Origin of the sequence: Paenibacillus paludis, assembly GCF_042610515.1 — a bacterium.
Taxonomy (GTDB): Bacteria; Bacillota; Bacilli; order Paenibacillales; family Paenibacillaceae; genus Paenibacillus_AQ.
This window is the reverse complement of record NZ_JBGJZP010000016.1, coordinates 159927-186510: the sequence shown is the minus strand read 5'-3', so window position 1 is coordinate 186510 and position 26584 is coordinate 159927. Positions and strand designations below refer to the sequence as shown.

The 26584-nt window shown below is 49.6% G+C and carries 26 protein-coding genes; 22 read left to right on the top strand and 4 right to left on the bottom strand.

Features of this window, described 5'->3' with window-relative positions:
* The first annotated feature begins 215 nt into the window (after positions 1-215).
* The 3 genes from ACAN56_RS25690 (at position 216) to ilvA (ending at position 4449) form a co-directional block, all read left to right on the top strand.
* Positions 216-443: an aspartyl-phosphate phosphatase Spo0E family protein gene (locus ACAN56_RS25690; RefSeq protein WP_306080819.1), complete on the top strand. Its 228-nt coding sequence runs from the start codon at positions 216-218 to the stop codon at positions 441-443.
* Positions 444-870: 427 nt separating this feature from the next.
* A complete protein-coding gene (locus ACAN56_RS25685) occupies positions 871-3054 on the top strand; it encodes a methyl-accepting chemotaxis protein (RefSeq protein ID WP_379146343.1) in 2184 nt (727 codons plus the stop codon).
* A gap of 132 nt (positions 3055-3186) precedes the next feature.
* On the top strand, positions 3187-4449 hold the full coding sequence (gene ilvA / locus ACAN56_RS25680; protein WP_342438284.1) for a threonine ammonia-lyase IlvA: 1263 nt from the start codon (positions 3187-3189) through the stop codon (positions 4447-4449).
* A 79-nt stretch (positions 4450-4528) separates the two neighbouring features.
* On the opposite strand, the gene ACAN56_RS25675 is transcribed toward ilvA, so the two are convergent.
* Entirely contained in the window at positions 4529-5473 is a 945-nt protein-coding gene (locus tag ACAN56_RS25675) for a hypothetical protein (protein ID WP_379146339.1), read from the bottom strand.
* 39 nt (positions 5474-5512) lie between these two features.
* On the bottom strand, positions 5513-6175 hold the full coding sequence (locus tag ACAN56_RS25670) for a DUF1129 family protein (RefSeq protein WP_379146336.1): 663 nt from the start codon (positions 6173-6175) through the stop codon (positions 5513-5515).
* Between the two features lie 190 nt (positions 6176-6365).
* Between ACAN56_RS25670 and ACAN56_RS25665 the strand changes: the two genes are divergently transcribed.
* The 13 genes from ACAN56_RS25665 to corA all read left to right on the top strand — a co-directional run bounded on the left by ACAN56_RS25665 (position 6366) and on the right by corA (position 19346).
* The gene (locus ACAN56_RS25665) at positions 6366-6566 is read left to right on the top strand and encodes a hypothetical protein (RefSeq protein WP_156130804.1); all 201 of its coding nucleotides are present in this window, start codon (positions 6366-6368) and stop codon (positions 6564-6566) included.
* Positions 6567-6756: 190 nt separating this feature from the next.
* On the top strand, positions 6757-7587 hold the full coding sequence (locus ACAN56_RS25660) for an alpha/beta hydrolase family protein (protein WP_038585703.1): 831 nt from the start codon (positions 6757-6759) through the stop codon (positions 7585-7587).
* Between the two features lie 85 nt (positions 7588-7672).
* The gene (locus ACAN56_RS25655) at positions 7673-8449 is read left to right on the top strand and encodes a DODA-type extradiol aromatic ring-opening family dioxygenase (protein WP_038585705.1); all 777 of its coding nucleotides are present in this window, start codon (positions 7673-7675) and stop codon (positions 8447-8449) included.
* A gap of 274 nt (positions 8450-8723) precedes the next feature.
* Positions 8724-9824 carry a DUF3048 domain-containing protein gene (locus ACAN56_RS25650; protein WP_379146332.1) on the top strand — a complete coding sequence of 367 codons (1101 nt, stop codon included), beginning with the start codon at positions 8724-8726 and terminating at the stop codon, positions 9822-9824.
* 205 nt (positions 9825-10029) lie between these two features.
* On the top strand, positions 10030-10647 hold the full coding sequence (locus ACAN56_RS25645; protein WP_038585709.1) for a DUF47 domain-containing protein: 618 nt from the start codon (positions 10030-10032) through the stop codon (positions 10645-10647).
* Between the two features lie 13 nt (positions 10648-10660).
* Positions 10661-11650, top strand: coding sequence for an inorganic phosphate transporter (locus ACAN56_RS25640; RefSeq protein ID WP_038585711.1), 990 nt, complete (start codon positions 10661-10663; stop codon positions 11648-11650).
* Positions 11651-12012: 362 nt separating this feature from the next.
* The gene (locus tag ACAN56_RS25635; RefSeq protein WP_038585714.1) at positions 12013-12741 is read left to right on the top strand and encodes an amino acid ABC transporter ATP-binding protein; all 729 of its coding nucleotides are present in this window, start codon (positions 12013-12015) and stop codon (positions 12739-12741) included.
* Positions 12742-12773: 32 nt separating this feature from the next.
* Entirely contained in the window at positions 12774-13631 is an 858-nt protein-coding gene (locus tag ACAN56_RS25630) for a glutamate ABC transporter substrate-binding protein (RefSeq protein ID WP_379146326.1), read from the top strand.
* 165 nt (positions 13632-13796) lie between these two features.
* Positions 13797-14447 (top strand): amino acid ABC transporter permease, encoded by a 651-nt coding sequence (locus ACAN56_RS25625; protein WP_038585717.1) that lies wholly within the window; start codon positions 13797-13799, stop codon positions 14445-14447.
* Between the two features lie 808 nt (positions 14448-15255).
* Positions 15256-15906, top strand: coding sequence for an amino acid ABC transporter permease (locus tag ACAN56_RS25620; protein WP_379146322.1), 651 nt, complete (start codon positions 15256-15258; stop codon positions 15904-15906).
* Between the two features lie 87 nt (positions 15907-15993).
* Complete coding sequence (locus tag ACAN56_RS25615) at positions 15994-17289, top strand: ATP-binding protein (RefSeq protein ID WP_379146319.1); 1296 nt, start codon at positions 15994-15996, stop codon at positions 17287-17289.
* A gap of 3 nt (positions 17290-17292) precedes the next feature.
* Positions 17293-18195, top strand: a complete 903-nt coding sequence (locus tag ACAN56_RS25610; RefSeq protein WP_342438295.1) for a response regulator — start codon at positions 17293-17295, stop codon at positions 18193-18195.
* Positions 18196-18386: 191 nt separating this feature from the next.
* A complete protein-coding gene (corA, locus tag ACAN56_RS25605; RefSeq protein WP_379146315.1) occupies positions 18387-19346 on the top strand; it encodes a magnesium/cobalt transporter CorA in 960 nt (319 codons plus the stop codon).
* Positions 19347-19367: 21 nt separating this feature from the next.
* Here corA and ACAN56_RS25600 read toward each other — a convergent pair whose 3' ends face one another.
* Positions 19368-19913, bottom strand: a complete 546-nt coding sequence (locus tag ACAN56_RS25600; RefSeq protein ID WP_379146312.1) for a tyrosine protein kinase — start codon at positions 19911-19913, stop codon at positions 19368-19370.
* A 427-nt stretch (positions 19914-20340) separates the two neighbouring features.
* On the opposite strand from ACAN56_RS25600, the gene ACAN56_RS25595 reads away from it, so the two are divergent.
* The 5 genes from ACAN56_RS25595 (at position 20341) to ACAN56_RS25575 (ending at position 24534) form a co-directional block, all read left to right on the top strand.
* Positions 20341-20631 (top strand): YerC/YecD family TrpR-related protein, encoded by a 291-nt coding sequence (locus ACAN56_RS25595; RefSeq protein ID WP_019913624.1) that lies wholly within the window; start codon positions 20341-20343, stop codon positions 20629-20631.
* A gap of 3 nt (positions 20632-20634) precedes the next feature.
* Complete coding sequence (locus ACAN56_RS25590) at positions 20635-21405, top strand: sirohydrochlorin chelatase (protein ID WP_379146308.1); 771 nt, start codon at positions 20635-20637, stop codon at positions 21403-21405.
* Between the two features lie 239 nt (positions 21406-21644).
* A complete protein-coding gene (locus ACAN56_RS25585; RefSeq protein WP_038585736.1) occupies positions 21645-22538 on the top strand; it encodes a diacylglycerol kinase in 894 nt (297 codons plus the stop codon).
* Between the two features lie 93 nt (positions 22539-22631).
* Positions 22632-24176 (top strand): 23S rRNA (uracil(1939)-C(5))-methyltransferase RlmD, encoded by a 1545-nt coding sequence (gene rlmD, locus ACAN56_RS25580; protein ID WP_379146305.1) that lies wholly within the window; start codon positions 22632-22634, stop codon positions 24174-24176.
* A 109-nt stretch (positions 24177-24285) separates the two neighbouring features.
* On the top strand, positions 24286-24534 hold the full coding sequence (locus ACAN56_RS25575; RefSeq protein ID WP_076110188.1) for an amidohydrolase family protein: 249 nt from the start codon (positions 24286-24288) through the stop codon (positions 24532-24534).
* A gap of 49 nt (positions 24535-24583) precedes the next feature.
* On the opposite strand, the gene ACAN56_RS25570 is transcribed toward ACAN56_RS25575, so the two are convergent.
* Positions 24584-25528, bottom strand: a complete 945-nt coding sequence (locus tag ACAN56_RS25570; RefSeq protein WP_379146302.1) for a ketopantoate reductase family protein — start codon at positions 25526-25528, stop codon at positions 24584-24586.
* A gap of 149 nt (positions 25529-25677) precedes the next feature.
* On the opposite strand from ACAN56_RS25570, the gene ACAN56_RS25565 reads away from it, so the two are divergent.
* Positions 25678-26268, top strand: a complete 591-nt coding sequence (locus tag ACAN56_RS25565) for a TetR/AcrR family transcriptional regulator (RefSeq protein WP_379146300.1) — start codon at positions 25678-25680, stop codon at positions 26266-26268.
* The last annotated feature ends 316 nt before the right edge of the window (positions 26269-26584 follow it).

The following is a 26584-nucleotide window of genomic DNA, read 5'->3' as shown; positions in this document are numbered from 1 at the left end:
TTTTCTACAAGGATTATATATTACGCCAGAATTTATATGCTTCACGCTATAAATTATCCTTCTATTTCTCGCTGAAACGGATACCGTCCTTTTGAGGACGGTATCCGTTTCCACTTGATAGGGGAGGTTCTCTGAAAAAAATTTTCACCCGGAAAAAGAAATACTCTTCTAAAATACTTAAATGAGGAGGGATAAGAGTGAAGGAAGCGGAATGTTTGAAACAACGCATTGAACAAGCCCGGTATAAGCTGAATAAGTTGGAAAATCAATATACTCTGGGCCATCCCGCCGTGCTCCATCAATCGATGGTGCTCGACGAACTTATAAATGAATACAACAGGAGTTCTGGCACGCGTACAGCCATGAAATCGTTCCATAGCAACAATGAACCTGTAAACGAGGAGCTTTGGCCTACCCACTCCCTGCGTCTCCGGTTTGTCTGAACACAGAAGGATTGAAAGTTAAAAGTTATAAAAACTTGCGTGGTTGCGGCAAATCGTTTGCACAATCTTCGAAGTATCATCTGGTGCCGCAACTGCAATCCTCTCCCAGCGCTAAGCTTTAAGAATAAATCGGATCACCTCCCTCTTCACTCTCTATTTAACCCCCTTACTGATATAAATCCTCACATAAAAACCAACGAAATCCTTGATCTCAGCATAAATAGGGTCGAATTACGCATTTTTACATAAAAATGTGTTTTTTATTATGCTCTTTTGTGAAAATACCTGACATGGACACAGTTTTTTCACAGCTCGAGGTAAAACGGTAAAGGGATAAAGGGATTTTTTGCAGAAATAAGTCGAAAACAAGGAAACATTCATAGAGAGAGTATTGTCGGCCCATATTTTATGGAAGGCGGGGAGTCCTATGGCACTAAGAAAAAATAAGGAAGAGAAGATCAAGAATGGGCTGCAGCCTGAGCTTAAGGTTGTGGAGAAGAAGGAGCCGGATCACCCGGCTGTACAGGAAAAGAAGGTAAGCGGGCTGTTCTCCGCATTGCGTTCAATGATTCGAACCTTTAGCAATATGGGTATCCGCGGCAAGCTGTTTTTGTCCGTGATTTTATCTGTCGTTGCTATTTTCGTTATTGTATCGGTTGTGATCTACAGCAATGCGAAACAAATCATTGTAGATGATCTGAACAGCTCGCTGACCTATGAGAAGGAGAAAATCAGTGTGAAGGTCAATGACCTGCTTCGTCCCGCTATGAACAGTGTGGAGCTGCTCAATGCCAATGCTTATGTCCGTGACTTCATCGATCGGGCAGACTCCGGGGATACGCTAAAGACGACAAACGGCTATAGTGAACTGATCCGTACACTTAACCTGATTAAGGACAACAACAAAAACCTGCTGAACGTATATGTGGGAATGGATGCGCTAAACAAAGTGATTACCCAGGATGAGTTTGAACCTCCGGCAGATTTTAATCTGAAGGAACGCGACTGGTACGCGGTGACGGCCAAGAATAACCGTGTTACAGTTACAGACCCTTATATTGATGCCGGCTCGGGCAAGATGGTAGTCAGTGTCAGTGCGCCGATTCTGAATGATGCCGGCAAGCTGATTGGAGTGGCGGGAGCGGATATCTCCACGGAGCAAATAACACAGGCGTTGAGTGCTTTTAACTATAAGGGCAGCGGTTTTGCTGTACTGATTGATAAGACCGGTACGTTCATCTATCATCCGGACAGCGATAATATTCTGCTGAAGAAGATGGGCGATCTTGGCGAGGACTGGAAAGCAGTCGGTGATAAAATGACTGAGTGGGGCTCCAATGTCATCCAGACGGATATCGACGGAAAGGCAAGCTATGTATCCTATTCCCCTGCGGTGGAGAACCAGTGGTCGGTAGCGCTGATTGTTCCTGAAAAAAATGCGGAGAAGGAACTGCAGATGTTCAAACTGATCTTCATGCTCTCCATCATCGCTTCTATAGTGGTGATGTCCGTGCTGCTCTATTTTGTCTCCAACAGCATTCTGAAGCAGATTCCGATCCTGACTGCTGCTTTCCAAAAGGCGATGTCCGGTGATTTGTCGGTACGGGCCAAGGTTACAGCCAAAGGAGAAATCGGAGTGTTGGCGCACGGCTTCAACGAGATGATCTCTTCGCAGCAGGCGCTGATTCAGGACATTATGAGCAGCTCGCAGAGCATTTCGGGCGCTGTGGACAATACGGAGAAAAATGTATCTGCACTGGACGGAAGCATCTCCGAGATCTCGGCCATTACGGAGGAATTATCGGCTGGAATGCAGCAGACGGCAGCCTCGATGGAGGAAATGAACGCCAGCACGAATGAGATCGGGCATGCGGTCAGCGGTATTGCCCGCAAAGCCCAGGAAGGCGCTGATGCTGCCAGTGCGATCAATGAGCGGGCCGAACGGCTCAAGGAGGGGGCGTTCCGCTCGCGGAAGCAAGCGGACGAGATGTATGGAGAGAGCGAAGTGAAGCTGCGGAGCGCGATAGAGCAATCGAAATCCATCTCACGGATTGGCACCTTAACTAGTGCGATTCTGGAGATTGCTGCCCAGACCAACCTGCTGTCGCTGAACGCCTCGATTGAAGCGGCCAGAGCGGGAGAAGCGGGCCGGGGATTCGCTGTTGTGGCGGAGGAGATCCGCAAGCTGGCCGACAACTCGCGAGACACGGTGACTGAGATTCAGGAGGCAACGGAGGCCGTAGTTAGAGCGGTGTCCGGCCTGGTGGAGGGGGCGGAGAGTATGCTGCGCTTTATGGACCAGCAGGTGCTGCAGGACTATAATTCCATGCAGGAGACGGGCCGGCAGTACAGCGAGGATGCCAAATATATCGATGAGCTGGTAACGGACTTTAGCGCCACCTCCGAGCAGCTGCTGGCTTCCATCCAGAGTATGCTCACCGCAATCAGCGAGACCAGCAGTGCCACGAACGAGGGAGCTGAGGGCGCGGGGAGCATCGCTGCCCAAGCCGAGCAGATTATTGGCAAATCCGGGGGCATCGTGGCCGAAATGGAAGAAATCAAACACAGCTCCGCCCAATTGCTGACAACGGTATCCAGATTCAAAGCCTAGCTGCCGAACTAGGACCGTATATAAAAGGTATTCATGTGTTGCCCGGAGAGGACAATGCTTGATAAAATGTCCTTGGAAGAGTATGTTACAAGAAGCAAATAGATTAGATAGAGACAGTGAGGCGAGGAATTGATGAGAGAAGGCGAAAACCGGATCGTAGGAATGGAAGATATTGTGCGGGCACACCATGTGCTGCGGGAGGTTATCGTCCGTACACCGCTGCAGCTGGATGCGGTGTTGTCGGCCAAATACGGCTGCAATGTGTATTTGAAACGTGAGGACTTGCAGATTGTCCGTTCTTTCAAGATTCGCGGCGCGTACAATATGATTCGAAGCTTGTCTGCGGAGGATAGAAGCAAGGGAATCGTCTGTGCCAGCGCGGGAAACCATGCGCAGGGCGTGGCGTATTCCTGCAAAGCACTAGGCATTAAGGGCAAGATCTATATGCCAACCACCACCCCCAACCAGAAGATCAAACAGGTCCGGCGGTTCGGCGGTGAATATGTTGAGGTTATTCTGAAGGGGGATACCTTCGACGATGCGTATGATGAAGCCTTGCAGGCTTGTATAGATCACGGGATGACACTGATCCATCCCTTCGATGAGCCGCGTATTATCGCCGGCAACGGGACGGTTGCCATGGAGATTATGGAAAGTTTGGACAAGCCGGCGGACTTCATGTTCGTTACCATCGGCGGGGGCGGTCTGGCTGCCGGTGTAGCCACCTACGTGAAGACTGTAAGCCCGAATACCAAGGTGATTGGTGTAGAGCCGACTGGTGCGGCTTCCATGAGTGAAGCTATGAACAACGGGGCTGTAGTGACCCTTGAAGAAATCAATAAGTTTGTGGACGGCGCAGCCGTGAAGCGTGTCGGCGGACTTACCTATGATATCTGCTCCCGGCATCTGGATGACGTTATTAAAGTGCCGGAGGGCAAGGCGTGCACGACAATTCTGGAGCTGTACAACGAAAATGCCATTGTCGTTGAACCGGCAGGCTCGCTGCCCATGGCTGCGCTTGATCAGTACCGTGATCAAATCCGCGGCAAGACGGTGGTCTGCATCGTGAGCGGTGGCAACAATGATATTGACCGGATGCAGGAAATTAAAGAACGGTCATTGATTTATGAAGGTCTGAAGCATTACTTTATGGTCAACTTTCCGCAGCGGGCTGGTGCACTGCGTGAGTTCCTGGCCGAGGTGCTTGGACCTAACGATGATATTACACGGTTCGAGTATACGAAGAAGAATGACAAGGAGAACGGCCCGGCGCTGGTCGGCATCGAGCTTCTGAACACAGATGACTACGCCCCGCTGATCGAACGGATGCAGCAGAAGGGTCTTGATTATACCGAGATCAACAAGGATCCCAATCTGTTTAATATGCTGATTTAAGCAAGGAAACACGGTTTACCGGTTATCTATGCAAAATGCCCGCCCCCGAAACAGCAGGGGGCGGGCATTTTTGCATAGTTCAGGTGAGGGGGACTTCTGTCTTCAGATACTGCTGGACACCTTCATCAAGCTTATAGCCATTTTCCTTCAACAGCTTCATAAGGCCATCCAGCTTCTGGAGAATTTGACTGCTGCCGTTGTGCTTGGCCAGTATGCTGCTATAGGCTTTCTGGGCTTCCAGATCCATCTCCAGATTGTCATAGTGGAAGAGCGGCGTATTGTTCTGGCCATAGAAAGTATCGCTAACATACATGGAATACAGCGTCTTAACTGCCGCGATCCGGTTCGATTTGGGGTAGGAAAGGGTGAACTCTTCCTGGGACAGCGCCCGGGCAACCACATCCGTCCAGGAAATCACAAGGCCGTTGTCCTTGGATGAAGGAAGCTCCGACTCGATGGCCATAATCGTAATATAATCGCGGATGTCATCCGTAACATACATTTTATATCTGCGGTAGGTTGAATAATCGATGATTGGAAAAAAAGTCCCTTCCGCATTCTCCAGCTTGTAGCCGCTCTCTCCGGCGCTCTTCAGCAGGCTGCTCAAGGCAGCATCCTCTGTACTCTCGGCAAGCTTGGCCATGCTGCTGCCCTCTTTGTAGATGGAGGTGAGTTTACGCTGGATTTCGTTGCTGCTGAATCTGCTCTCCCAGGATTGCAGCAGCGATTTTTGCAGATTCTCCAGCCTCAGGGTCATTAATGCCGCCTGATAGGGGGTGACCGAGTAAATGTTGCTGTTCAGGTAGCTGATTCCCTGATGAAGCGTGCTGGAAGATTTCAGCAGCGACAAGGTCGTTTTATAGACCGCTTCGGCATGTTGCTTCTTGGCGGCTTCAGTTACCACTGATTTGGAGGCTCCGGCAGATGCGGCGGCTGATCCTTCCGCCTGCACGGGTGCAGCGAAGCCCGGCTGGATTCCCAGTACTGCAGCAATAACCGCGGTTAGTATGATGTGCTTCTTCATGGAAGTTCCTCCTGTTTGGTCGGAAGTAGAATGAGAAATCTATGATCTGAAGAATATAAGTTTCAGTCCAAGCCCTCCGCCCAGACACAGAATCAGGCTCACCCAGGGGGAGATGGAGATGACCGGAAACAAGTTTTCGAGGAATGCCCCGGCAAATACGGCGATGATGACGATCACGACATAGACGCCCAGCCCTTTGAGATCAAAGGGTTTAGGTCTGGGTGCATCGCTTTCGGACAGGGAGGACAGCCATTTCATAAGCAGTTCAATAATAACCACGGAGCCTGCGCCTACGAGCAGAATCGTAAACAGGCTGATCTGGCTGAATATGCCTGCTGATCCGGTGATCCATAACAGGATGAGCCCGGCAATCGCGAGTACGGCGAACAGACTCGTCAGAGATGCCCAGGATATCATCAAGTAATAGTTCCACTGGCTGCGCATAGGGCGTTCAGGAATGCTGTCTATGATCTCCCGGAAATAATCTCCCGGATGCTCTCCGAATATTTGCTTGGCATCTTTGCCGTTACTCTGTTCCCGCAGCATAAGGTTTGCTGCTTCCAGCAGCAGTTCCTCCGCGCGGACAGCTTCTACCCGGCTGCTCCGCATCTCCAGAATCATATCTTCCATATAAGAGCGGTTAGATGGTGTCATCTGCTCGCGCAGAACGTTATTTTGTTTAATCATAGCTTTGACTTTCATAGTATGGATGTAAACCTCCAGTAGTCTTGATCGAGATAGCCTATAACCTAGAGTATACGGTTGGGCGGCTGTTGTGTGCAAGGACATCCATTTTCCTGTCCCGTGAATAATCCTTTTGGAAGAGTGAACACTGATAATGAAGTTTGAAGTTGCTTCACCAAATACAGCTTATAGGAAGGCAGGCAGCGTTATGGGACATGAGAAAAAAGAAGAACCAGGCAAATTCATGGGTGACGGCTTCGCGCCTGCGCAGGCTAATGAAGTGGGCGATTGGGGCAATTCCGACGGCTTCAGCCTGTGGGACGCAGCGGGGCAGGACCAGGATAACGGCCTGGAGGATTGGGAAGGCAGACGGGAAACCCATGATATGTTTCACGACAGCTACGATTGAGTGAGTTTTGCGGACAGGGGCCTCTTTTGTTCCTTTGGGAGCGGAAGGGGCCTTTTCGGTCATTATTGATTTCCGCTGGCTTCTTGTTGACAATAATAGCGTAAACCGTATAATAAAGATATAAATCACACTAAATTAATCGGAATTATTGTACTTTGGAATAGCTTTACTTTTAGAGGAGGATACGGCCATGGAACGGAACATTATTATCCGGCATAACCAGGAGGAGCTCACAGCAAGCATACACTATCCATCGCGTGAAAAGGGGAGCAGCGGCCGCTGCAAGGACCGTGTGCCTCTGGCGGTTATTTGCCATGGTTTTGTAGGCAGCCGGATCGGCGTTGACCGGATCTTTGTCAAGGCTGCCCGTGAATTGGCGCAGGACGGATATATGGTGATCCGCTTTGATTATGCGGGATGCGGAGAGAGCACCGGGAATTACGGCAGCGAGGATATGGAATCCATGATTGCCCAGACCCGGGCCGTGCTTGATTACGGGATCGGTTCTGCAGACGTGGATCCGCAGCGCGTTACGCTTATCGGACACAGTCTCGGCGGTGCCGTAGCTCTCTTGACCGGAGTCCGCGACCGGAGGGTGAAGAATCTGGTCCTGTGGTCTGCCGTCGGCTATCCGTTCAATGATATCGTAAAGATTGTAGGAAGGGAAGCTTATGACCGGTCGGTGAAGAGCGGGTCGTCCGATTACGCCGGATATACGTTTACGCCGGTATATTTCAACTCGCTGGCTGCTTTCCAGCCTTTTCAGGAGGCCGGCAAGTTCAGTGGAGATGTGCTCGTTATTCATGGAACCTCCGACGATGTCATTCCGGTTGATTATGCCTTCCTTTATCAGAAGCTGTTCTGGACCCGGCCGGAGGGACGCTGCGACAAGGAGATCATTTTTCAGGGAGACCATACCTTTTCCTCAGGCCCGGCGCAGGAGCAGGTGCTGAAACGGACCCGGGAGTGGATGAACCAGCAGGAGCATCTGCAGCAGGAATGGCAGAACTGGATGATATAGGTGATATGTAGCATTAGCAATAACTGTGATTTAGCGGTAAAATAAAGGGGCACACCATATACTGGGTTATGGAGGTTGGCACCCTATGAAATTACCGGCATTTTTTATTGCGCACGGTTCTCCGCTCCTCGCTCTGGAGGATAATGAGTACACCCGTTTCCTGGAGCGGCTTGGTCAGGATCTGGGGAAGCTCCGCGGTATTGTAGTTTTCTCCGCGCATTGGGATAGCCCTGAGCAGCTGATTACCGTGGACGCACAGCATGAGACGCAGCATGATTTCTATGGATTTCCGGAAGAAATGTATTCGCTGACCTATCCTGCCCCGGGTGATCCCGCACTCAGCAACCGTATTTCCGAGCTCTTCAAGGAGAATAATCTCGCCCATCAGCCTGTTCTGGGGCGCGGCCTTGATCATGGCGTATGGGTGATCCTGAAGAAGATGTTCCCGCAGGCCGATATTCCGGTAGTGGCTTTATCCGTCGATTCTTTGCGCTCTCCCGAGGAACAGTATACTATCGGGCGAATGCTGGCTCCGCTGCGGGATGAGGGAATACTGCTGATTGGAAGCGGAGGATTAGTCCACAATCTGCGGCTGCTCAAGCAGGATGATACACCCGAGCAATGGGCACTCGATTTCGATGCGTGGGTTGCCAAAGGACTTGCGGCATGGGATCTGCCGTCTTTGTTCGCGTACGAGAAGCAGGCACCGCATGTGCGCGAAGCGGTTCCGTCTTATGGAAGGGAACATTTTGTTCCGCTCTTCTATATTATGGGCACCGCAGATGAAGGCAAGCGGGCACAACTGATGATTCAGGCGTATCAATACGGAACACTCAGCCTGAACTGCTGGATGGTAGACTAGCGCAAATTCATACAATAAACATAGGATACAGCCGATAGCGGGCTGTATCCTTTTTATTTTGCGGATGAAGAAGGCAGTGTGCAAGACAAATCTGCTAGCCTGTGATTAAATGGAAGAAACGCGATACGGGTTTTGTACGAAGTGAATTTTGTACGGAGTGAATTCAAAGAAGTAAAGCTACAAAACTTTAAGCACATGCTTTCGAAGCCAGTTTTGTACGGAGTAGAATCTATGAAGTTAAGCTCACAAAACTTTTAGGAGGAACAACAAGTTTATGACCATGAACCGCTATTCTTCCCGTCTCATATCCGGTCTTATGCTTACTGCACTGCTGCTCTCCGCCTGCGGAACACCAAGCGCGGAGAATCTGCCTGCCCCGTCCCCATCGCCAACACTGTCTCCGGTGCCAACTGCTTCCATAGAGCCGTCGCCGACAACCGATCCTGCTAACACGGGGCAGTTGTCCGGATTGACCGGGCTTCCGGTGCAAGGGGAGCTGCTGAGGCCTTTGGCTGTAATGATCAATAATGCACCCGCTGCCCGGCCGCAGTCCGGTATCAGCGAAGCGGACATTCTGTACGAAGTGTTGGCTGAAGGCGGAATTACCCGGCTGATCGGGATCTTCCAGAGTCATACCGGAGTCGTCAAAATCGGACCTATCCGCAGTATCCGCCCTTATCTGATCGATATCGGTGAGAGTTATGGGGCGGTCACGGTACATGCCGGCGGCAGTCCTGCTGCATATGCGATTCTGCAAGGTCAGAAGAAGGAGGATATGGATGAGATCGGCCGGGCCGGTGCCTATTTCTGGCGGGACAAGGAGCGCAAAGCTCCGCATAACCTCTACAGCAATGCAGCCAAGCTGCGGGAGGGTGCCGGAAGGCTGGGGTATGCGGAGAAAGCCCAGGTTCCCGGGTATCCATTCACCGATCCGGATTTCTTGCCGACTGAAGGTGAGGCTGCTGTGGAGTTAAATGTTAACTTTCTGCTGACAAGTTATAACGTAGGTTATAAATATAATCCCGAGACGCGGACCTACCTGCGCTGGGTGAACGGGAAGCCGCATTTGGATCTGAATAATGCCAGTCCTGTGGAAGCGGCGAATGTCATGGTGATTGGATCGGACCATAAGGTGCTGGATGATGTCGGCAGACTGCAGATTGATGTGGAGCTGGGCGGCGAAGCGCTGCTGTTTCAGCGCGGGCAGGTGATCAAAGGCAAATGGTCACGCAAGCCGGACGATGTGATCCGGTTTGTGAAGAGTGACGGGACAGAAGCGCTGATGTATCCGGGCGTCACACATATTCTGATCGTCCCTAATGCGCCAGCCTTCAGCAGCCATGTGAACTATACAGCGGTTCCAAGTACAACGTGATTCCAAACCTGAAAAATGGCTGTTCAGAGAATTATTTCTGTTATTACTGGGAATTGTTAATATAGTGTAAAAAAGTTCGTTCTTTTTACTTCTATCCCTTCTATTGATATGATAAGATAACAAGGGTTGTCATTCATTTTCATGCTGTTTACATATGAGTGGCTTCAAGTTTTCACGGCAATTTTATGTAAAGGGGTTTAAACTAATGAAGTTTAAAAAAAAGGACATTTTCTTTGAGACGCTGGAAAATATGGCTGACACCATTGTCCAGGCTGCGGATTACTTCGCTCAGAATATTACAACTCTCCAGGAGAATGTCGAAAACTTCGCTGCGGTGATGAAGAAGTACGAATCCCAATGCGATACTTACACGCACACCGTTATTAAAGAGTTGAACAAGACGTTCATCACGCCGCTGGAACGCGACGACATTATGGACTTAATTACCAGTATGGACGATGTCATTGACGGCCTGGAAGCTTCGGCCTCGCGTTTCTATATGTATAACCTGCTGGACCCTGATGAATATATCGTTCAATTCGCGGAAATTCTGCGCCAATCTGCCTATGAAATCCAAAAAGCCGTTCATTTGCTGTCCCAGAAGAAACTCCTGGCGATTCGTGAGTATACCATTCGTCTGAATGATCTGGAGAATCAAGGGGATGAAGTGCTTCGCATTTGCACCAAAGCCTTATTCGAGACCGTAAAAGACCCGATTGAGCTGATCAAGCGCAAAGAGCTGTATGAGCGGTTGGAGACGACCACGGATAAATGTGAAGACGTAGCCAACATGCTGGAATCAATCATCATGCGCAACTCATAAGGGGCTCTGAAATATGGAAACATCATTATTTATGCTAGGTTTTGTTATATTTCTCGCGCTTGCGTTCGATTTCATCAACGGCTTCCATGATACAGCCAACGCAATCGCCACCTCCGTCTCCACACGGGCGCTAAAGCCGCGTACCGCTATCATTATGGCGGCGTCGATGAACTTTGTAGGGGCTCTGATGTTTACAGGAGTAGCCAAGAAGATCGGCGGCAGCATTACCGACCCTACCTTGCTAGATAACGGGATTGATATTGTTATAGCTACCCTGATCGCCGCGATTATCTGGAATCTGGTTACCTGGTGGCTGGGGATTCCTTCTTCTTCTTCACATGCACTTATCGGGGCATTGGCCGGTGCTGTATATGTAGGGGCCGGTACGGACCACATCAAATGGAGCGGTTTTGTTGAGATTGTGGAAGGATTGATTTTCTCCCCGCTCATTGCCTTTGTCATTGGTTATATTGTTATGACGATACTGAAATGGATCTTCGCCAAACGCAGTCCGCACACGGTGAATAAAGGCTTCCGCTCGATGCAGATCATTACAGCGGCGCTGCAATCCTTCACGCACGGCACGAATGATGCCCAGAAGGCGATGGGGATTATCACCTTTGCGCTCGTGACCTCGGGACGTTTGGAGACTATGGAGGTTCCGCTGTGGGTTAAGATTGCTGCAGCCACGTCGATGGCACTCGGAACTTCGATTGGCGGCTGGAAGATCATTAAGACGATGGGAACCAAGATTTTCAAAATCGAGCCGATCAACGGCTTTGCAGCGGATATATCCGCGGCTTCTGTTATTTTCTCGGCCACGCTGATGCATTTGCCGGTAAGTTCAACGCATGCCATTACATCCTCTATTCTTGGTGTAGGCTCTGCCAAACGCTTCTCCGCTGTGAAATGGGGAGTTGCCGGACGGATTATCGTTACCTGGTTTATTACAATTCCGATCAGTGCAGTGCTGGCGGGAGTTATCTTCACAATTTTCTTCTAGAGCACGGGTATGAAGATGTCACGGAAGCCACGGATGGCTGCGGACATCTTTTTTTGTTGTCTTTTTAGATGAATGGAATAGGATCAGAGCGGAGACACCGAAAGGTGTCTTTTTATATTTCAAGAGAGGAATGTCACAAAAAGTAACGCAATCCCGATAAAATGCATTAATCAGAGGTAAAAGAAAAGGAAATATATCACGTTTAAAAAAGAAAATGACATGAAAAATTTGTGATTCGCGTAGTATTATGTAGGATTTCGTAGTCTTTAAAGTAAGGTGTGTTTTAAGTGTTACCATAGCTGACAGAGAACGGTTCGGAGATTGTGCAAGAACTTAAAAAGCGTGGCAAAGGAGGCCTGTCGTTGATCGACTTTCATCAAGTAGACAAACATTACGGACATTTTCATGTACTGAAAGCAATCGACCTGCATGTTCAGGAAGGGGAAGTGGTTGTCGTGGTCGGTCCTTCCGGCTCAGGTAAAAGCACGATGCTGCGCTGCATTAACCGGCTGGAGACGATTACGAGCGGCGGATTGACCGTGGACGGGATAACTGTAAATGAACGCAAGACGGATATCAATAAGCTGCGCAAAGAAATTGGAATGGTGTTTCAGCATTTCAACCTGTATCCGCATAAAAAGGTGATCGACAATATTACACTGGCACCGATCAAGGTGCTGGGGCTTTCCAAGGCGGAAGCGGAGAAGACAGCGATGTATTACCTGGAGAAGGTAGGGATTGCCGATAAAGCTCTGGCTTATCCGTCCCAGTTGTCAGGCGGCCAGCAGCAACGCGTGGCGATTGCCCGGGGACTGGCGATGAAGCCGAAAATAATGCTTTTCGACGAACCGACATCCGCGCTGGATCCGGAAATGGTTGGTGAGGTGCTGGACGTGATGCGGACGCTGGCCCGTGAAGGCATGACGATGGTTGTGGTCACCCATGAGATGGGGTTTGCCCGCGAGGTTGCGGACCGGGTTATTTTCATGGATCAGGGACAAATCGTAGAGGAAGCCGAGCCGGAGCAGTTCTTCGCCAGCCCGCAGGAAGAGCGGACACGCACATTTCTCAGCCGTGTATTAAGTCATTAACCAAATAGACAGCAATAAGGGGAGGAAGAGAAATGAAAATGTCCAAAAGCTTCAAACGGTTAAGTGTGCTGATGATCGCTGCCGCCTTGTTCGTAATTGCCGGATGTGGCAACAACAATGTGAACAGTAACAATGCTGCCGGCGGCAACAATGCTTCAGGGGGATCTACGGATTCCAAAGCTATTGCCAAGATTAAGGAACGCGGCAAGCTGCTGGTAGGTGTGAAGTACGATACGAGACTGTTCGGACTGAAAGATCCGGGATCGGGCAACGTGGAGGGCTTCGACATCGACATTTCCAAAGCCATTGCCAAACATATTCTCGGTGACGAGAACGCAATTGAACTGAAGGAAGTAACCTCCAAGACACGGATTCCAATGCTGAACAATGGTGAGATCGATATGGTTGTCGCTACCATGACCATCACCGAAGAGCGCAAGAAGGAGGTTGACTTCTCCGACGTTTATTTCCAAGCCGGACAATCGCTGCTAGTAAAGAAGGGTAGTACGATCACCGGTCTTGAGGATGTAACGAAGGATACCAAGATACTCGGCTCCAAGGGTGCAACCTCGATCAAAAACATTAAAGAAAAGGTTCCGGGTGTAACTGTACTGGAATTTGATAACTACCAGGATGCGTTCAGTGCCCTGAAGGCGGGTCAAGGGGACGCGTTAACAACAGATGATGCCATCCTGTATGGTATGGCTTCGCAGGATCCGAACTTCGAGGTTGTAGGCGAACCGTTCACCGACGAACCTTACGGCATTGCTGTACAGAAGGGCAACACCGATGTAGTTAAAGCCATTAATGATACCTTGACCGAACTGAAATCAAGCGGTGACTATGATGCCATTTATACGAAATGGATCGGTAAAGCTCCGGCAAAATAAGGAGGGGCAGGCATTTTTGACATCATGCTCTACATTCACCATTGGTCCTTGCATGAACGGTAGCCGTCCTTTAAAGGGCGGCTCTGCCGTTTCTGCCTGTAAGATCAAACGGATGACAAATGGGGCAAGTGAGCAATCATCTTTAGGCAAGGGTAGGTGAGATCCATGGATTTTACGATATTAACCGATTATTTCGGCCAGTATATGGAGGGCTTTAAGGGCACTTTACTCTCCAGCGTACTCGCTCTCCTCGGCAGCTTTCTGGTGGGTACAGTAATCGCAGTCTTCCGCATTACGTCTGTGAAGGGGCTGCGCTGGTTCGGAACGGGCTACGTCGAGTTTATCCGTAATATTCCGCTATTGCTCGTGGTGTATATTTTCTATTACGGTCCTTCTGCACTGGGATTCACACTTGATGGCTTCAAGGCAGGAACCATCGGCCTGGCCGTATACACCTCAGCCTTTATCGCCGAGGCGATCCGCGCCGGAATCATGGCTGTTCCCAAAGGACAAATGGAGGCCGCACGTTCGTCCGGACTCAGCTACATACAGACTATGCTGCATGTCATTCTCCCGCAGGCGATTAAGCTGGTCATCCCGCCGCTTGGCAACCAGTTTATTAACCTGATTAAAAACTCCTCGGTGCTGACCATCGTCGCCGGTCTTGATTTGATGTATTTTGCAGATAGCATTTCAACTGAAACATACCGCACATTCGATACCTACATCTTCGTAGCGCTGTTCTATCTCGTATTGACTCTTCCGCTCAGCTACGGCGTGCGGGTATGGGAGCGCCGTCTGCAGCGCAATTACTAGAATAGGATGTTTTATGGGGTGAATTATTAGTTGTTTACAGTCCGCGAAGCGGCTGTAAGGTTTGCGGTTTAGGGTTAAGGTTTTACAGTCCGTGAAGCGGCTGTAGAGTTTGCGGTTTAAGGTTTAAAGTTTTTACAGTCCGTGAAGCGGCTGTAAGGTTTGCGGTTTAGGGTTTAAAGTTTTTACAGTCCGTGAAGCGGCTGTAAGGTTCGCGGTTTAGGGTTTAAAGTTTTTACAGTCCGTGAAGCGGCTGTAAGGTTCGCGGTTTATGTATTAAGGTTCGTAACGATGAGAGAAGGCCGGGATAACAGGTCTTCGATCAATGGCTCACGATCTTAGCTTTGCTTGGTGAAGCTTTGAATTCCAGTTGATAAGAAGGAATGAATGGAGAGAGGGTTTGGCGCTGTGGGGGGCGGAAGCGGTAGTGCCCGCCTGGAAGCCTAAGCTATACCGGATAAATAATGATGAAGATAAGCAGGCATAGAGAAGGTGAAAGTAACGGAGGGGAATTTTGGAACTGGAGGAGCGTTAGCGTCCGCCTTTATGTTTGGATTTCTACCGCGGCCAGCGGTTCAAATCAGGAAATCCAAACATAACAGCGGCCGGAGGTCCAACATTCACCGCAGTTACCCGTCACCGGATCGAACCAAGCCCGCATCTTTAGAATCAAATCATGCATCCAGCATAGCCCCAGCCTCCAGCCAGCTACCGCATCACGTTCCCCACTCCAAACCCTACGGACAATCATCTGTCCGTATATCAACATTTCAACACTTCCCATGCAAAGCACCTAAGGAGGGTTACTATTTTGGATTTTACCGGCGCATACTCCATTGATAATTTAAAGTTTCTGCTGGATGGGCTGTATATTACGCTCATCGTGGCTTTTGTATCGATCATCCTGAGCTTTGTCATTGGCTGTATTATGGGAGTGATCCGTTATTCGGAAGTGCCGGTATTGTCGCCGGTAATGTTCATACTGGTGGAGCTGATCCGTAATCTGCCGCTGCTGCTGATTATTTTCTTCATCCGCTTTGCGCTGCCGGAGGTGGGGATCAAGCTGGGATTGATCACGGCGGCTATTGCCGCACTAACGATATTTGAAGCAGCAATGATTGCAGAGATTGTGCGCGGCGGATTAACCTCGATTGACAAGGGGCAAATTGAAGCGGCGCGCTCCTCTGGACTCAGCAATTTCCAGACCTTATGGCATATAGTGCTGCCTCAAGGATTGCGGCGCATGGTTCCGCCTCTGGTAAGCCAATTCATCTCACTGCTAAAAGATACCTCGCTCGCAGTTGTGATCTCTTTGCCGGAGCTGATGCATAACGCCGGGATTGTCATCGGGCACGGCTACAGCTACGCAATTCCTACGTTGCTGCTCGTAGCACTGATTTACTTTGCAGTCAATTTCCTGCTGTCGATCCTCTCGCGAAGATTGGAGAATAAAGTGGTCTGACGGACAGGGATCGTGTACTTTAGCGTAGGAAAGCAGAGGCGGTTATGGTAGTATAATTGTCAACATCTTTGGCAGGAGCAGTGGGCGATGGGACATTTCATACTGAAATCGAAATATGCGCAGATTATCATAGTAGCCGCCGGGACGGCATTGGCCGGTGAATTCAAAATAAATCCGTTTGATGGCGACATCTTCCGGATTGCAATGGGCAGCAGTGCGTTTCTGCTGTTTTTGCTTTTAATGAGGCGGCTGCCTTACATTAGTACAGGTATTGCCACAGGCATTGTCGTGCTGCTGTTTCGTACCGGAATGGATGCTGCGGGAGGCGCTGAGCTGAGCTTTGTGCAGAGTTTAACCAGCCATTTCTCGGCAATGGTCTATTATATCGTCTTCGCAATATTGATGCATTTGCTTAAGAGCCAGCTGGATACCTTCCATCCGCTTGTGCTTGGCGGTGTTGCGTCGCTTATTGATCTGGTGTCGAATGAAATGGAACTGCTGACCCGGCTGATTGTGCTGGACTCTGCCTCTTTCCGGCTGAATGAATGGACTTATCTGATGGTTATTGCTGTCATCCGCACGTATTTTACGACCGGTGTGTACAGCAGCATTTCTGTCAGCCAGCTGCGAATCGCGCAAAGAGAACAGAAGCAGCGGATTGAGCAAATGCTCGGGTTCGGCTCGGGCCTCTACGGTGAAGTATTTTATCTGAAGAAGTCGATCGGAACACTGGAGAGTGTTACCTTGAGCAGCTATGACCTATATCGGAATCTTAAGGCCGGTGAGGAGCATCAGTTATACAGCCGCCAGGTACTGGATATTACCCAGCAGATTCATGAGGTGAAGAAGGATACCCAGCGGATTTTGGCCGGTCTGGTGAAGCTGGTGGAGCGCGAGGTTACCGGGGACATGCGTCTATCCGGCATCCTGAGTTTTACCGTGAAGAGCAATGCCAAATACGCCGAAATGCTGGGTAAGAGTATCAGCTTCAGTACCCATATTCCCCAAGACTCCGATTATACCACCGCAAGCTACATTCCACTGCTTACCCTGCTGAACAATCTTACCGCCAATGCGGTTGAGGTTATAAAAGGAATAGGGAGCGTATCCCTAGATATCTATGAGAAAGCCGGGTCTACGATCCTCACCGTAACTGACAGCGGCGGCGGAATTAAGGAACGTGATCGTGAGCTGCTGTTCGAGCCCGGGTTCACGACGAAATTTGATGAAGAAGGTATTGCTGCTACGGGAATCGGACTTTCGCATGTGCGGGATATTGTTGATGCATTTGAAGGCGAAATTACGGTTCATAAGGCCTCCCATACCGGAGGGGCGATGTTTCAGATTATTTTGCCGACGGCAAAGCTGCGGAAGGAGGAATAAAGGATGCCGCTTTCTTTCTGTATAGTGGATGACGATGCGGCCGCCAGAAGAATGCTGCAGCATATCATTGAGGATAGCGGGCTTGGCGAAGTGGCGGGTACGGCGGAATGCGGGCAGGACGGGGTACGGCTGATCTTAAGTGAATGTCCGGACATCGTGCTGATGGATCTGCTCATGCCGGATCAGGATGGGATCGAGACAATTATCTCGCTGCAAGCCCAGGGCTGCCGCTCCAAATTCGTGATGATCTCGCAGATTGAAAACAGTGACATGGTAGGCCGCGCTTACCGCAGCGGAATCGAGTTCTTCATCCGCAAACCGATCAATAAGATCGAAGTGGAGGCCGTGCTGTATAAGGTGAACGAGCGTTATGCGATTAACCGCTACCTGGATGAGATCAAATCTAGCCTCAGCAAGCTGGAGGGACTGCAGTTCGGACTGCCTCCGGTGCAGATCAGTAAACGTTCCGTACGGGAGATCATTCAGCCGATTCTGATGAATATGGGCATGGTGTCCGAAAGCGGAAGCCGCGATATTATCACGATGATGGAGCTGGCCGCAACGCACAGTAACCGCGGAAGTCTGCCACCGCTTAAGGAACTTTACGAAATGGCTGCAGCCAGCTATAAAACCGTTCCCGCCGAAGCAGCGAAAGAGGTGAAAGCGATTGAACAGCGATTGCGCCGCGCGTTGTCTGCGGGACTGACGAATCTGGCCTCCATTGGACTGACAGATTACGGGAATCCCAAGTTCGAATATTACGCGCCGCTTTATTTTGATTTTGAGGAGGTGCGGCTGAAGATGAGAGAGATCGAGCAGGGCCGGGATTCCGGCAAGGTTAAGGTGAATATCAAGAAATTTCTGCAAGTGCTGCATCTGGAACTGCTGGACGGCATGGGCCGCTAAGGTGCAACTATAGATGTAGGATCATGGGACCTCCGGAACTGCTGAACAGCAGGCTGGTGGTTATTTTTTTGCGCAGAGATGTAAGCAGGGTAGGCTTCACATCAACATTTGGGCTGGGGATGCCTCATGCGGTACAATGGTAACATGAAGCTGCTGAAAGGCGTAAGTAGGAACAAACGGAGGATTCATTTATGATACGTACATTAGTGATAACACATCAGGGTGAAGTGCAGACTGGGCTGGCACTGCAAAATATAGTGATCGCTGATTATGCCTGGATATGGGCGGATTTTGCTATGCCTACGGCGGAGGAGTCCCTGCTGCTGGACACCTATTTTCATTTTCATCCCTTGGCAATTGAGGATTGTATGCATATCTTGCAGCGGCCGAAGCTGGATTATTACGAGGATGTGCAGTTTTTTGTGCTGCATGCGCTCAATGAGCGCACGCTGGAGGCGGAAGAGGTCGACCTGTTTCTGAGCAAAAACTTTCTCGTGTCCTATCACCATCAGGAGAAGTCGGAGATGGATGAGGCCTGGGCTTCGGTGCAATCGGAGATTCACAGCCGCAAAGGCTGGTCGGGCGGTCCAATTGCGGCAGCCTACACCGTAATGGACAAGCTGGTCGATAAGTATTTTCCTAGCCTGTACAGCCTTGAAGATGAATTGGCCGATCTGGAAAGCAGCGGCGGCAGCGAGTCAGTGGAAGAGCTTATGAGCCAGGTCTTCAATGTGCGCGGACGGCTGCTTAAGCTGCGCCGGACGATTGTGCCGATGCGCGACCTGATGTACCGGATCCTCAATTCGCAGCATGTGCAGAGCAATGGAGAGGAACGGATTTATTTTGGCGATATCTATGATCATCTGTTGAAGCTGACCGATATGATCGAGGTGGACCGGGAAATGACCGCTGATCTGCGCGACAGCTATATTTCGCTTAACTCCAACCGGATGAATTCCATCATGAAGACTCTCACGGTAATTACTACCGTATTCATGCCGCTGACCCTGATTGCCGGGATATACGGGATGAACTTCCAGGTGATGCCGGAGCTCCACTGGACGTACGGTTATCCCTTGGTGCTGCTGCTAATGCTGTTGCTCGGAGTGGGGATGTTCAGATGGTTCCGGCGGAGCGGATGGTTTAAGTAAAGGAAGCGTAAACGCCACCGCTTAAGTGCGGCGGCGTTTACTGGAGGCAGGAGCCGTTTTTTTACGGTTCTTGGGCGGGGAATTGCGGCGCTTCGGAGCGGAGCGTCTTTTTTTACGCCGTTTGGGGCTGTACAGAGCGGCATCCTCTTCCGCTGCGAGCGCGCCTGCCCCGCTTTTTTTGCCTTTTCCGAAGCTTCCCATTACGAGCTTAACCATAGGGGCCATTTGCTGAAAACCCTGCATCATCTTCTGCACCTTGCCCATGGAGCTCACGATGCCGTCAATTCCGCCCAGCCGGTCGACGATACCTTTGAGCTGCTCCATATTCGCGAGATTGCCGAGTCCGCCGAGACTGCCTAGCAATCCGCCTGCTTTGGCGGTGGCGGCTTCAGCGGCAGGCAGGGCAAGCGCTGTTTCGGCAGCTTCCGCTCCAAGGGCAGGAAGCAATCCGGTTTCCACGGGAACAGGCGGCGCATATGAAGTGATACCGGGATAGGGGGAAGACGTGTACGGCCCGGCCAGCGAACGCCCATCCCGGCGGGAATGATTATAGTAATGATGAGGCATAACATCACAATCCTTCGTTAGTGGTTTGCTATACTGTATGTCATGGGCGAACATAAGGTATAGACGAATGCCCGGGTTACCGGGATAGCAGCGGAAAAGGGCGAATGCCTACAAGGAAGGACGGGAAGTGAAGAAACCGTGTCTATGCTTGATTTTCGGTGCTTATGTAGTACTATAATTAAGGCGGTAATCCTATAAGGATTTTGAATGAAGACTGTCGAATACATAAATTGTGTGCGCCTGGGGTGGACGTTTGTCCATGATTTTCGTTCTTTACAGCGTGAAACCGTTAATGCTTGAAAAAACTGCTCCAGTACAATATAGTAGAGGCAAGATAGTCATATTAAATTATGTATTTAATGTCAGTTTTGTACGATGCTTATTCAATGATGCTAATGCTGACCAAACTTTTAGGGGATGATCTACGATGCAGCTTAAGAAGCTAAACGATAAAAGTATTGACCAATTATTTGAGGCTATTTTAACATTGAAAAATATGGAAGAATGTTATGTTTTCTTTGATGATCTTTGCACAGTAAACGAAATCCAATCGCTATCACAGCGTCTGGAAGTTGCGCGGATGCTGGGTAAAGGCTCTACTTATAATCAGATTGAAGCAGAGACTGGCGCAAGCACAGCGACTATTTCCCGTGTGAAACGCTGCCTGAATTACGGCAATGACGGGTATAAGCTTACACTGGAACGTCTGGGACGATAATTGATGAAGCCGGGCGTACTCATTATTAGTCACGGCTCACGGGATAAGACATGGGTTTCGATTGTTGAAGAAGCCGTCGGCCATTTATCACTGGAGAAGGAGCTGCCTGTGGCGGTTTCTTTTTTGGAGCTGGTAGAGGGCTGTCTGATACAGGATGGTATAAATGAATTGGAACATGCAGGGGTCACAGATATTATTGTGATCCCCTTGTTTGTGTCTTCGGGAAGTACGCATATTGATGAAATAGAGTATGCACTCGGCGCCAAAGCTGCCCCTGAACGTGAAACAGATCTTGAACGCTTTACGGTTAATGCGCGTATCCATTTCGGCTACCCCGTCGATGATGATCCGGATATTGCGGTCATGATCTGGGACAAGGTCCGTGAGCTGTCCGCTAACCCGCAGCGGGAGACGATTCTGCTCGTGGGACACGGCAGCAAGCATGACGGCTTCCGCCAGCGCTGGGAGCAGGGCATTTCCTCACTGGCGGAACGTGTGCGCACTGTGAGCGGAGTGGCGGCGGCCGATTACGGCCTGCTGAACCCGGACAGTATCAGAAGCCGGACGGAATATTGGCAGGAGCAGGGCTATGATGTACTGGTGGCTCCGCTCTTTTTAAGTGAAGGCTATTTCACCAAGGTAGTCATTCCGGAGAGACTTCAGGGATTAAAGTATGCTTATTCGGGACGGACACTGCTGCCTCATCCGATGCTGCCGCACTGGATCGAAGAGCAGGTAAATACGATGCTCGTGAAGCTGCGGGCGCAGGTATAAATATCATCGGACTGATGTAGCCGCTAAAGCCGCTAACTTTGAAAAGATCGCGTTTCTATTGTGTTTTTTTCGGTGGCTGCCGCATACATATATTTATACTTTTCTGCTGCTGCTGCTGATTTGATGTCATTGCAATAAGTAAAATATATTCTTGCTCAGGCTCTGGCATTGCTTGTGGGGTGCAGAATTGGGTATAATCAGATAGGTTATCTATTATAAAAACAGGTGGCGTTCCGGTAATGAAAACTGCGAGACTGATTTATAATCCGACTTCTGGACGGGAAGAAATGAAAAAGCGGCTCGCCGACATTTTGGACCGGCTGGATATTGGCGGCATCGAAACCTCATGTCACGCAACAACCGGTGAGGGCGATGCTACGGCAGCCACAATTGATGCGGTCGAACGCGGAACTTATGATCTGATCATAGCGGCCGGCGGCGACGGCACATTAAATGAGGTAATCAACGGCATGGCGGAGAGACCGAATCTTCCCCCGCTTGGCGTATTGCCGCTGGGTACAACCAATGATTTTGCCCGGGCTATGGGTATTCCGAAGAACTGGGAGGATTCTTGTGATCTGATTCTTCGCCAGGAGTCGCGCCTGATTGACCTCGGCAAAGCCAATGACCGTTACTTCATTAATATAGCCGGCGGCGGCAGCCTGACCGAGCTGACATACGAGGTTCCAAGCAGACTTAAGACGATGATGGGCCAGCTTGCTTATTACCTGAAGGGTATTGAGAAAATGGCCAGTCTCTCACCGCAGGAGCTATACATCCGTGCCAATGGCCAGGAGCTGATTCATGACGAATTCATGCTGTTCCTGATCGCCAACACCAATTCGGTAGGCGGCTTTGAGAAGCTTGCCCCGGATGCAAGCATTGACGATGGGCTGTTCGACGTCATTGCTGTTAAGAAATGCAACCTTGCAGAGTTCATCCGTCTCGTGACTTTGGCGATCCGCGGTGAGCATTTGCAGGATAAGAAGGTCGTTTATTTCCGTACCGATGCCATGGAAGTCACTTCCCCGGGGTATGTCCAGCTTAATCTGGATGGTGAACTCGGCGGTACGCTGCCAGGTAAATTCCAGATCCTGCCGCAGCATTTGCGGATTTTTGCGCAGAAGCCTTGAGGCAGTTAAATGAAGGGAAGTGCAGGTGGCTGTAAGGCTAGCCTGCACTTTTATTGCAAAAGCGAAGATAATGAAAGAAGTGAACCTATAGATATGAGTAAACACCGCAGTGGACGCAGCGCAAGCCGCCGGGAAGGCACGGCGCCTGTCGCCGGACTGCCAGTGAATAAGAATGACGAGGTTATGCTCGATATCATCGGCATGACCCATGAAGGCGAAGGGGTAGGCCGCGTAGAGGGCTTTACCCTATTTGTGCAGGGCGCTCTCCCCGGTGAGAAGGTCCGGGCGAAGGTGCTAAAGACGAAGAAGCAGTATGGCTACGCCAAGCTTCTGGAGCTTGTGCAGGCCAGCAGCGACCGCATCGCGCCGCCCTGCGCCATCTATGACCAATGCGGCGGCTGTCAGCTGCAGCATATGGATTACACCGCCCAGCTGGCGTGGAAACGCCAGCTGGTGGTGGACAACCTGCAGCGGATTGGGAAGCTGCAGGTGGCGGGTGCGCCGGGCAGAGGCGCAGCTGCTGGGAACGCTGGTGATTCGGCGGGTGTGGAAAGTGGGGCGACTGAGGGCGAGAGTTTGGCCAGTGCAGGTGCTGCGGGTGGCCAGGCTGACGGTATTATCGTCCGGCCAACCCTGGGCATGGACGAGCCTTGGCGTTACCGCAACAAGGCTCAGGTGCCGATCGGCGTCACCGAAGGCGGACTGGTCGGCGGATTCTATGCCCGCGGCAGTCACCGGATCGTAGACATGGAGACCTGTCTGATCCAGCATGAGCATAACGACGACGTCGTTGCCGCAGTGAAACGCATAGGCAGAGAGCTGGGCATCTCCGCCTACAACGAAGAGACTGGACGCGGCCTGCTGCGCCACGTCGTCGTGAAGAAAGCCTTCCGCACCGGGCAGATGATGCTGGTACTGGTCACGAACGGCCGCGAGATCCCGCATCTTGACGCCTGGCTCGGCAGCATCCGCGAACAGCTGCCGGCTGTGGCAAGCATCTGCCAGAACATCAATACGCAGAAGACAAATGTCATTTTCGGAGATGAGACCCGTGTCTTATGGGGCACCGACGTCATCTACGATTACATCGGCGATGTGCAGTTCGCCATCTCCGCCCGTTCGTTCTATCAGGTGAATCCGGCACAGACTGAGGTGCTGTACAGTAAAACGGTAGAATATGCCGGTCTGACAGGCAAGGAGACTGTAATCGATGCCTATTGTGGTATCGGGACAATCTCATTGTTCCTGGCGCAGCACGCGTCTAAAGTGTACGGCGTAGAGATAGTGCCTGAAGCTATTGAGGACGCGCGTGCGAACGCACGGCTTAACAATATGAACAACGTAGTGTTCGAGGTAGGTGCCTCAGAGGACGTGATCCCGAACTGGAAAGAGCAGGGCGTCACGCCGGACGTCATCGTCGTAGATCCGCCGCGTAAAGGCTGCGACCCGCGCCTGTTGGATACGATTCTGGCAATGAAGCCGGAGCGGGTGGTGTATGTGTCTTGTAATCCATCGACACTGGCGAGGGATTTGCGGGTATTGGAGGATGGCGGGTACAGAACAGTGGAGGTAACTCCGGTGGATATGTTCCCGCATACGGTGCATGTGGAATGCTGTGTGTTGTTGGTGAGGGAGTAGTGATTTGGAGCCACATTTACCTGAATGAGTCCTAATGTATCACAAATTTTGGCTTACTCTTTAGAAGAACAATCGGATTCTACAAATAAATTAAGATATCGAAGACGAGTTGGAGAAGGCCGGTATCCCGCCGCTTCATGTTCTTCAGATGACAACCCTGAACGGGGCTGGATTTCTGGACCGGATGAATGATATGGGGACTGTGGATATCGGCAAAAACACCGATTTGGTCCTTCTGGACGCCAACCCCATAGAAAGCGTACAAAATCTTTATGGTATTAACGCTGTGATACGGGCAGGTGCTTACCACGATAATCAAAAGCTAAGCTCAATGAAGGAAAGGCTTGGAGCAAAATAGAATCTAAGGCCAAAATTATCCGCATGATGACAGAGAATCCTGGGAATTTTTATGATATGGAATTTTCAATAGCTTTGTGTTGTTCAGTGTTTTCAAATGCCAAAGTAAGACGTGGTAAAGGTATACCTAACTTTTTTGCTTCTCTCACAACTTCAAGTACCGCAAAACCTGCTTTACTATTGTTGTATTCGATGAAAAGTCGTGGTAAGCTGCCCTTTGCAAAAATAACCTTGTTAAAAAGCGTGCCGAGAAGTGCCGGTGGAATCTTAGTTAACAGTAGAGAAATCGTATCAATCTTTGCACCTCTTGCTTTAAGTACAGGGATAATTCCCCTCATATTCTTACCAACATTTGCGAATGAGTCACTATGATTCATGAGTGCTGGAAAACTTCCCAGTTTTAACACCTCGGTCTCTATAGCCGCATTCATGGCAAAGTGATTCCATAGCCAGTTTTGCATATCCTTTATCCAACTAATTTTAAAATGGGCACTTTCAAATAGTTCTTTGACCTTGTTGTTAATATGTTCAGTGCCTACCCGTGGTTTTTCCAGAAATAGCATTTTTAAAAAGCCACCTCTAAGCCTATTGTCCGCGATGCCTCCTCCTCCTCCTGGGAACCCAAAGACAACATTGTTCATAGACAATGGTGAGATCGATGATTTCAAATCTTGCCAAACGTTATTGAATATTAGGACAGGGGTGTTTCCAGCAGCAGTCGATAGTAATTGTGCTGCTTCTGGAAGTTGTTCCGTGTTGACACTCACAATAATGAGATCATAATTTGGGCTCATCTCCTCATGCAGTTTGACGTTCCAGCTTTCTTTTATTAGCTGTTTCCCTCTTCGTGCGTCCCACATTTCAAGCTCTATGTTGCTTCCGAAGGTTTCTTTTCTCCCTTTTCTAACGTAAAACTCAACTGTATGCCCTGCCTTTTCAAAAGCCCAAGCATATTGGGTCGATATTACACCTCTACCGAAGAATAAAATTCTCATATTAGCCTCCTAAAAATATATATTAATCCTTGTTGATGATCAAACAACGTGTTGTATAATGTTATTGTATAGATTCACTATACGGTCATCAACCATCAGATTTTTATTATCTGTCGTATAATCGATTGAACAGAAAATGGAGGCAAATAATGAATAAGCAACCTGAAATTACGGACAAAACTAGGCAAACATTTATAAATGTATTCTGTGATTTATATAGCCGAAAACCAATTGAAAAAATATCCATTCAAGAGATTGCTAACCAATCAGGATATAATCGCAGTACATTTTATCAATACTTTACGGATATCTATGAGTTGTTGGACTGCGTTGAAGAGCGTGTCTTTAAATCCATTAACGAGGAAATGGCAAGCAGAGAGTTTTCTACACATACTTTTCAAGATGCACTTCAATGCTTGGAAAATGCAGAGGAAATTTCAGTTCTTAAAGCCCTCTTGGGCGACTATGGTTCTGTTCATTTTGTTGAACGCCTGAAAAGAGAAATTCCCTTTGAGAGATTGATTGTGGACTTTCCAACAAATGATGTTTTAGCACCATACATAATTGAGTTTTACATATCAACATTAATATCTATGTTTCGCCTTTGGATACGCAACGGCAAAGATCTATCGTCGGAAGAATTGGTCAAGTTGGTAGACAGCCTATTTGCAAATGGGATAACACCGTATCATATCTTTGGCATGGTCAATCCGCGGCGCCCTGATTCGAATAAAAAGTAAGGGGACGAGGAGAAAGAGAATGAGGGACTTTAATATCGGCTCATCTTGCCATTTGGCGGGTATCATTGGCGCATTCTTGATATACAGGGCAATGCGGCCTTGATTTTAACTGAACACATGATCGAACAACACTCCTATATTACTGACAATGAAAAAAATACGGTGAGCGGCAGTATGAAGTTGATTTTATCAATCAAACGGCAAAATAAATAAATAAATAAATTACGAAACCCGCACATGTGGAGTCGGTGGCGTGGATGACTCAAAAAAACTGATGTCAAAAAGGAGCCGGTTAGGCTCCTTTTTGACATCAGGG

Excerpts from the sequence above, each read along its gene's own strand:
- ACAN56_RS25685 (WP_379146343.1), top strand. The coding sequence starts at position 871 with ATGGCACTAAGAAAAAATAAGGAAGAGAAGATCAAGAATGGGCTGCAG.
- ilvA (WP_342438284.1), top strand. The coding sequence starts at position 3,187 with ATGAGAGAAGGCGAAAACCGGATCGTAGGAATGGAAGATATTGTGCGG.
- ACAN56_RS25675 (WP_379146339.1), bottom strand. The coding sequence starts at position 5,473 with ATGAAGAAGCACATCATACTAACCGCGGTTATTGCTGCAGTACTGGGA.
- ACAN56_RS25670 (WP_379146336.1), bottom strand. The coding sequence starts at position 6,175 with ATGAAAGTCAAAGCTATGATTAAACAAAATAACGTTCTGCGCGAGCAG.
- ACAN56_RS25665 (WP_156130804.1), top strand. The coding sequence starts at position 6,366 with ATGGGACATGAGAAAAAAGAAGAACCAGGCAAATTCATGGGTGACGGC.
- ACAN56_RS25660 (WP_038585703.1), top strand. The coding sequence starts at position 6,757 with ATGGAACGGAACATTATTATCCGGCATAACCAGGAGGAGCTCACAGCA.
- ACAN56_RS25655 (WP_038585705.1), top strand. The coding sequence starts at position 7,673 with ATGAAATTACCGGCATTTTTTATTGCGCACGGTTCTCCGCTCCTCGCT.
- ACAN56_RS25650 (WP_379146332.1), top strand. The coding sequence starts at position 8,724 with ATGACCATGAACCGCTATTCTTCCCGTCTCATATCCGGTCTTATGCTT.
- ACAN56_RS25645 (WP_038585709.1), top strand. The coding sequence starts at position 10,030 with ATGAAGTTTAAAAAAAAGGACATTTTCTTTGAGACGCTGGAAAATATG.
- ACAN56_RS25640 (WP_038585711.1), top strand. The coding sequence starts at position 10,661 with ATGGAAACATCATTATTTATGCTAGGTTTTGTTATATTTCTCGCGCTT.
- ACAN56_RS25630 (WP_379146326.1), top strand. The coding sequence starts at position 12,774 with ATGAAAATGTCCAAAAGCTTCAAACGGTTAAGTGTGCTGATGATCGCT.
- ACAN56_RS25625 (WP_038585717.1), top strand. The coding sequence starts at position 13,797 with ATGGATTTTACGATATTAACCGATTATTTCGGCCAGTATATGGAGGGC.
- ACAN56_RS25615 (WP_379146319.1), top strand. The coding sequence starts at position 15,994 with ATGGGACATTTCATACTGAAATCGAAATATGCGCAGATTATCATAGTA.
- ACAN56_RS25610 (WP_342438295.1), top strand. The coding sequence starts at position 17,293 with ATGCCGCTTTCTTTCTGTATAGTGGATGACGATGCGGCCGCCAGAAGA.
- corA (WP_379146315.1), top strand. The coding sequence starts at position 18,387 with ATGATACGTACATTAGTGATAACACATCAGGGTGAAGTGCAGACTGGG.
- ACAN56_RS25600 (WP_379146312.1), bottom strand. The coding sequence starts at position 19,913 with ATGCCTCATCATTACTATAATCATTCCCGCCGGGATGGGCGTTCGCTG.
- ACAN56_RS25595 (WP_019913624.1), top strand. The coding sequence starts at position 20,341 with ATGCAGCTTAAGAAGCTAAACGATAAAAGTATTGACCAATTATTTGAG.
- ACAN56_RS25590 (WP_379146308.1), top strand. The coding sequence starts at position 20,635 with ATGAAGCCGGGCGTACTCATTATTAGTCACGGCTCACGGGATAAGACA.
- ACAN56_RS25585 (WP_038585736.1), top strand. The coding sequence starts at position 21,645 with ATGAAAACTGCGAGACTGATTTATAATCCGACTTCTGGACGGGAAGAA.
- rlmD (WP_379146305.1), top strand. The coding sequence starts at position 22,632 with ATGAGTAAACACCGCAGTGGACGCAGCGCAAGCCGCCGGGAAGGCACG.
- ACAN56_RS25570 (WP_379146302.1), bottom strand. The coding sequence starts at position 25,528 with ATGAGAATTTTATTCTTCGGTAGAGGTGTAATATCGACCCAATATGCT.
- ACAN56_RS25565 (WP_379146300.1), top strand. The coding sequence starts at position 25,678 with ATGAATAAGCAACCTGAAATTACGGACAAAACTAGGCAAACATTTATA.